Below are 6383 nucleotides of genomic sequence, written 5' to 3'. Positions count from 1 at the left end.
GCTACCGGCTGAAGCGGTGAGGTAGTCTGGCGTCAATCGGGCGCTCGCGAGAGCGAACGACCCGGAATGACGTTCCAGATATCACCGATAACAGTGAAAGCGGCCGTAGCCGTCGTGATAGCCGTGGCAATAATGATGGTGCCAGCCGCCATAGGGCGCGCCAAACACGCCTTCGACCGCGCCCACCGCGCCGCCAACACCCGCGCCGACCGCGCCTCCGACCACGCCGCCCACGGGCCCTGCGACCCGGTGGCCCTCGTAGGCCCCTTCCTGTGCGCCGCGCACGATTCCCTGGCCGTGCCCGGCATGCGGGATCAGCAACAGCCCCAGCGCGATGGTCGCGGACAGCAGGACGAATGGATGCGGCAAGCCGGTGGGCAGCACAGCAGACTTAACCTTGATTTTCTTCATCTGAATTCCTCAAATCCGGCATCGACCGTACCGGCCAGCGGGTATCTGGAACGCCGATGAGGCCGAAAAGTTGCGGCCTTGTGGTTTCTTTATTGTCCGCAGCGATCCGCGAGCCTCGCGAAAATGTCACCACAGCAGCCTTGTTTGCGCCGCGGGCTGCGTTAACGGTGGCAGGGCGGCTCTCTGGAACAAAAGCCAGGTTTCCGGCATATTGATTGCCGGGGACGGAGAGCCGCGGCGATGCTGTTTTCAAGCCGCTGCATAACCGCTGCATTCAAGGCCTGGAGGCCAAAGGTAAATGCGTCCCTTCCTCATCGCGATCGCGGGTCTGGTGCTGTTCGCCGGCCAAGCCGCCCAAGCCGCTGTCGAAATCACCGTCGACAAGAACAACCAGATGATGACGGTCGCCGTCGATGGCGTGCCGCGCTACCACTGGCCGGTTTCGACCGGCAATCCGTCGCACGAGACGCCGAACGGCACCTTCCGGACCTTCCGCATGGAAGCGGATCACTTCTCGAAGGAATTCGATGATGCGCCGATGCCGCACTCCATCTTCTTCACCAAGGTCGGCCACGCCATTCACGGCACCGAGTCCGAGAGCCGGCTCGGTACCCCCGTGTCCCACGGCTGCGTGCGGCTGTCCCGTGACAATGCCGCCACGCTTTACGCGCTGGTGGAACAGCAGGGCGTGCTCAATACCACGGTGACGCTGACCGGCTCATCCGAAGTCGCGTTGGCCCGCAATCCACACCGAGCCACCACCGCGGTGGCGCGCGGCGATACCGTCCAGCAGCCCGACGATCAGCAATATTCGCAGCAATATTCGGACAGCGGTGAGCCGGTGGTCCTGACCCCGCAGCCGCAGGTATTCCCCGGCCGCCGGGCCGTGCCGCAGGAACGGGCGGACGACGGCTACATCTATCCGGCCGATGGCAGCTCGAACCAGCAGATCTATCCGGCGCCGCCCGGCTCGCGCCGGCTTTATGACGCGCAGGTCAATCCCCCGCAGCAGTACCAATATGACAATAATCCCGGCTATGCGCCGGCGCCGCAGGGCTACTACCAGCAGCGGCAATATTATTATCAGCAGCCTCAGCCGCGCGGTTTCTTCGATTGATGCAGGAAATCCGCGCCGACCGACCCGCATCGTCCGGGGCGGTCGGCGTCGCGCGTACTTTATCCACAATTCCGTCCGCTGTCGTCTCGCGATGCCTTCCTGATCCGCGGTAGGCTCGGAGGGCCGCGCTCACCCCCTCCTATTCGCCGTCCCTCAGGCGCCGGTAGACCGCGCCAAGCACGTTGGAATAGTCGTCGGTCCAGACCCGCTGGTTTTCGGTCGGCTCGGTCTCGGCCCATTTGTCGGAAGACGCCAGCGCGCCGACATCGGCCTCCTCACGCGCGCAGACCACGACATCGGTGGCGAAGATGTATTCGTCGTCGCGGCCGGAATCCTCGTCATAAACCCAGCTCTTGAGATCATTGGCGTCGGCGATGCCGACCACGACGCTCTCCAGTTCCAGGTGCCGGTTGGAGACATGCATCACCACCGCGCCCTGCGGCGCCAGCTTGTCCTTGTAGATCTTCATGGCCTCCTCCGTCGCCAGATGGATTGGGATCGCATCCGAGGAATAGGCGTCGACGATAATGAGGTCGTAGATGCCGTCCGGCTCCCTGGCGAAGGTCAATCGCGCATCGCCGATCACCGGCTTCAGATCCGGCTCGCATTTCTGGATGTAGCTGAAGTATTTCGGATCGCGCGCGGTATCGACCATGGTCTGGTCGATCTCGAAGAACTTCCAGGTCTCGCCGGGCTCCGAGGCGCAGGTCAGGGTGCCGGAGCCGACGCCGATCACCGCGACCCGCAGGGCTGCGCCCTTGCGCGCGCGGATCGCCGTGATTGCCTGACCGATGCCGCCGTCCTTGTGGTAATAGCTGATCGGCTCCGGTCGGCCCGCGACCGGCGTGCCGTCGTCGTTCTGAAATTTCTCGGCGCCGTGGATCGTGGTGCCGTGCATCAGCACGTGATACTGCCCGTTCGGCGTCACCACGATCTTGTGGACGCCGAAGAAGCTGCGCACGGTCTCGACGCGCCCGTCATCCGCCGGATAGACCCGGATCAACACCAGCGCCAGCACCACGGTGGCAAAAATCTTCCAGCGGTCGGTTCTCAGGAGCAGCGCCAGCGCGGCTGCGAGCACGCCGACGGCGCCCGCGATCCAGACCCGATGATCCTGCATCCAGTCCGGGACCTTGCCGCTCGCATAGGTCGGCGCGATCAGCGCAACGGCCAGCACGGCGAGAAACGGCCAGTACCAGCGGCTCCAGAGCGGCAGCCGCTCGCCGCCCTCGGCCGGCCGGCACAGCGCCGCGAGCGCCAGCAGGATCGGGTATTCGGCAATCCAGGAGAACGCATAGGGCGAGATCAGCCCGGCAAACAGGCCGCCGACCATGCCGCCGAACGAGAGCGCGACATAGAAGCCGGTGAGATATTTCGCGGCTGGCCGCGTCCGCGCCAACTCGCCATGGCAGGCCATCGCGATGACAAAGAAGCAGACCAGATGGCCGCCGAGCGTGATCAGCAGGTTCTGCTCGCCGCCGAGCGCCAGCAAGGCGACGACGCCTGCGATCGCCAATGGCTGCAGCCGCAGCATCCATTGATGCGGCAGCAGCGGGCGGGACTGGAACACCAGGACCCAGGTCAGAAGATAAAGCGACAGCGGCAGCACCCACAACAGCGGCGCCGCCGCGACGTCGGTCGAGATATGCGCGGTCACCGCGATCAACAGGCCCGACGGCACTGCGGCGAGGAAGATCCAGCGCGCCTGCAGCATCCAGGACGGCGCCGGAGCGTGCGTCTCCTCGGTCTGCAGATCGGCCAGCGCCAGTGCCGGCGAGCGCAGCAACAGCCCCCCGCAGCCGGCGATCAAGAGGATCAGGACAGCGTAACCGCCGGTCCACATCAGGTTCTGGGTGCGCAGCGGGAACATCGGCTCGAGCAGCACCGGATAGGACAACAGCGCCAGGAAGCTGCCGATATTGGAGGAGGCATAGAGAAAATAGGGATCGGGTCCCGCCGGATGGCCGGTGCGCACGAACCAGGCCTGCAGCAGCGGATTGTTGGCGGCGAGCGCAAAGAACGGCAGCCCGATCGACACCGCAAACAGACCCAGCAGCCAGAACGCATAGCCGGAGCTCGGCGGCTCACCCCACCCGGCCGCGATCGACAGCGGTAGCGTCAGGATGGCGACCACCAGCAGCACCAGATGCAGCACGACCGGAATGACGCGGTTCCTGATCTGCATCAGGAAATGTGCGTAGGCGTAGCCGGCGAGCAGCAGCGACTGGAAGAACACCATCGCCACCGACCACACCGCCGGCGAGCCGCCGAGCCGCGGCAGCACCATCTTGGTGAACAGGGGCTGCACCGAGAACAGCAGCAGCGCGCTGAGAAAGATCGCGGAGGTGTAGACCAGAAGCACCACCCGGTTGCGAAAAACAGACGGCTCGTCCTTGGGGACAGAAGACGCAATCGTGGTCATGAAAGCTCCGGCAGAGGGCATTTCCGGCGACAAGCTCCCGAACGTGATCCGGGTTGGCAGCGCTGCGTTTCCGGAAAATCCGTCAGGACATTGCTCCCGGCGGGCGCCAGGCGCCGCAATGGAGCACATGACACGCGCGCGGGCAATCTGCCGGACCCCGCCTGTTCTTCACATCGCACTGTGCTCGCGCGGACATCTTCGCTAAAGGAACGTCATTCCGCGGTGCGCTGAAAGCGCGAACCCGGAATCTCGAGAGTCCGGGATCGGCGCTTCACGCCGCCCCGGAATGACGGACATGAAGAAGTCTGAACCCGACATGACAGAAACGGACGTCGTCATCATCGGCGCGGGACATAACGGCCTGACCTGCGCGGCCTATCTCGCCAGGTCGGGCCTGCGCGTCACGGTGGTCGAACGCCGCAAGGTGGTCGGGGGCGCCGCGGTGACCGAGGAATTTCACGATGGTTTTCGCAATTCGGTCGCGGCCTATACCGTCAGCCTGCTCAATCCGAAGATCATTGCCGACCTCAGGCTCGCCGATCACGGTTTGCGGATCGTGGAGCGCCGCGCGCAGAATTTCCTGCCCGCCCCTGATGGCCAATATCTGCTGACCGGCGAAGGCCGCAGCTCGCAATCGATCGCCAGGCTCAGCGCGCGTGACGCCGACGCGTTCGAGAGATTTTCAAGGGAGCTCGCCACCATCGCCGACGTGCTGCGCGACCTCGTGCTGCGCGCGCCGCCGAACCTGGTCGAAGGCTTTGGCGCGGGCGCGATCCGCGAAGGCTTTCGCGCGCTTGGCGCCGCCGGGCTGTTGCGCAGGCTGTCGCTCGACCAGACGCGGGACCTGCTCGATCTGTTCACCCGTTCGGCCGGCGACATGCTGGACGAACGTTTTGACAACGACCTGGTGAAGGCGCTGTTCGGTTTCGACGCCATCGTCGGCAATTACGCGAGCCCCTATGCGGCGGGCTCGGCCTATGTGATGCTGCACCATGCCTTTGGCGAGGTGAACGGCAAGAAGGGCGTCTGGGGCCACGCCATCGGCGGCATGGGCGCGATCACCCAGGCGATGGCCCGCGCGGCATGCGAGCATGGCGCGGCCATCGCGCTCGACAACGGCGTCCGCGAGGTGATCGTCGAGCGCGACCGCGCGGTGGGTGTCATCCTCGATAATGGCGACACCATCCGGGCGAAATATGTCGCCTCGAATGTGAATCCGAAACTGCTCTACACCCGCCTGATCGCGGCGCAAGCTTTGCCGCCGCCGTTTCTCGCGCGCATGCAGCGCTGGCAGGGCGGCTCGGGCACCTTCCGCATGAATGTGGCGCTGAATGCCCTGCCCTGCTTCACCGCGCTGCCCGGCGAGGGCGACCATCTCAGCGCCGGCATCATCGTGGCACCCAACCTCGGCTACATGGACCGCGCCTGGCAGGACGCGCGCCAGCACGGCTGGAGCCGTGCGCCGGTGGTCGAGATGCTGATCCCCTCGACGCTCGACGACACGCTGGCGCCGAAGGGGCAGCATGTCGCGAGCCTGTTCTGCCAGCACGTGGCGCCAACCTTACCGGGCGGCAAATCCTGGGACGATCATCGCGAAGGGGTCGCCGACCTCATGATCGCGACCGTGGACGATTACGCGCCGGGTTTCAGGCAAAGCGTGCTCGGCCGGCAGATCCTGTCGCCGCTCGATCTGGAGCGGCAGTTCGGCCTCCTCAGCGGCGATATCTTTCACGGCGCGCTGACGCTCAATCAATTGTTCTCGGCACGCCCGATGCTGGGCCACGCCGACTACCGCGGGCCCCTGAAGCGACTTTATCATTGCGGCAGCGGCGCGCATCCCGGCGGCGGCGTCACCGGCGCGCCCGGCCACAACGCCGCGCAGGTCATCCTGCGCGATCACCGCGCGCTGTTCAAATGAGCGGACAGGTCGGCGGACCGGCTGTGTCGCCTGGGAACAAAGCTGGGAAAAAGCGGGGATAGCGAGCGGAGCAGGCGGCGAATTTTCGCGCCGCTTCACGGGGCCAGACTGTGGACCGAAACGGGATAACCTTGTGGACAGTGCTGTCGGGCGGGTCTGGGATGACGCCAGCATCAGCGAGGGCCGGCCGGCGGACTGCCAAGGGTTGTTGATAATGGGAATTCGGAAGAAGCGGCACAGTGGCACATGGTCTGGCGAGCCCGAGAATCCCACCGATCGTCAAGGGCTGGTGGGTTCCTGTTTGCGGACAATGGCTTGATTGATTGAAAGGCTGCTTCCTACCTGTGCACAATTTTAGGAAAACCGCTGGATGACCGGTGAAGAACCCCGGTGCGCTCTTCGCTCCGTCCTGGGCCCGACCCCATGCAACAGCGAGGGATAACCTGTGCACGTCCCTGTGGGCAGCGCTGTGAGCAAGTAGCATGGACCTTGGCCGGCCTCCGTCTGCCTTGACC

The 6383-nt window shown here is 65.0% G+C and carries 5 protein-coding genes; 2 read left to right on the top strand and 3 right to left on the bottom strand.

Going from position 1 to position 6383, the window contains the following annotated elements:
• Window positions 1-81 precede the first annotated feature (81 nt).
• Window positions 82-411, bottom strand: coding sequence for a hypothetical protein (locus WCB02_RS23835; protein WP_423962012.1), 330 nt, complete (start codon window positions 409-411; stop codon window positions 82-84).
• Window positions 392-664: a hypothetical protein gene (locus WCB02_RS23830; protein WP_423962011.1), complete on the bottom strand. Its 273-nt coding sequence runs from the start codon at window positions 662-664 to the stop codon at window positions 392-394. Before WCB02_RS23830 ends, WCB02_RS23835 begins: the two co-directional genes overlap by 20 nt.
• A gap of 45 nt (window positions 665-709) precedes the next feature.
• Between WCB02_RS23830 and WCB02_RS23825 the strand changes: the two genes are divergently transcribed.
• The gene (locus WCB02_RS23825; protein ID WP_423962009.1) at window positions 710-1528 is read left to right on the top strand and encodes a L,D-transpeptidase family protein; all 819 of its coding nucleotides are present in this window, start codon (window positions 710-712) and stop codon (window positions 1526-1528) included.
• 139 nt (window positions 1529-1667) lie between these two features.
• Here WCB02_RS23825 and WCB02_RS23820 read toward each other — a convergent pair whose 3' ends face one another.
• Window positions 1668-3950 (bottom strand): fused MFS/spermidine synthase, encoded by a 2283-nt coding sequence (locus WCB02_RS23820; RefSeq protein WP_423962008.1) that lies wholly within the window; start codon window positions 3948-3950, stop codon window positions 1668-1670.
• Between the two features lie 316 nt (window positions 3951-4266).
• On the opposite strand from WCB02_RS23820, the gene WCB02_RS23815 reads away from it, so the two are divergent.
• Complete coding sequence (locus WCB02_RS23815) at window positions 4267-5868, top strand: phytoene desaturase family protein (protein ID WP_423962014.1); 1602 nt, start codon at window positions 4267-4269, stop codon at window positions 5866-5868.
• The last annotated feature ends 515 nt before the right edge of the window (window positions 5869-6383 follow it).

This window comes from Bradyrhizobium sp., assembly GCF_049581145.1.
Classification (GTDB): domain Bacteria; phylum Pseudomonadota; class Alphaproteobacteria; order Rhizobiales; family Xanthobacteraceae; genus Bradyrhizobium.
The sequence above is the reverse complement of the archived record's forward strand: the minus strand, read 5'-3'. Positions and strand labels throughout refer to the sequence as shown.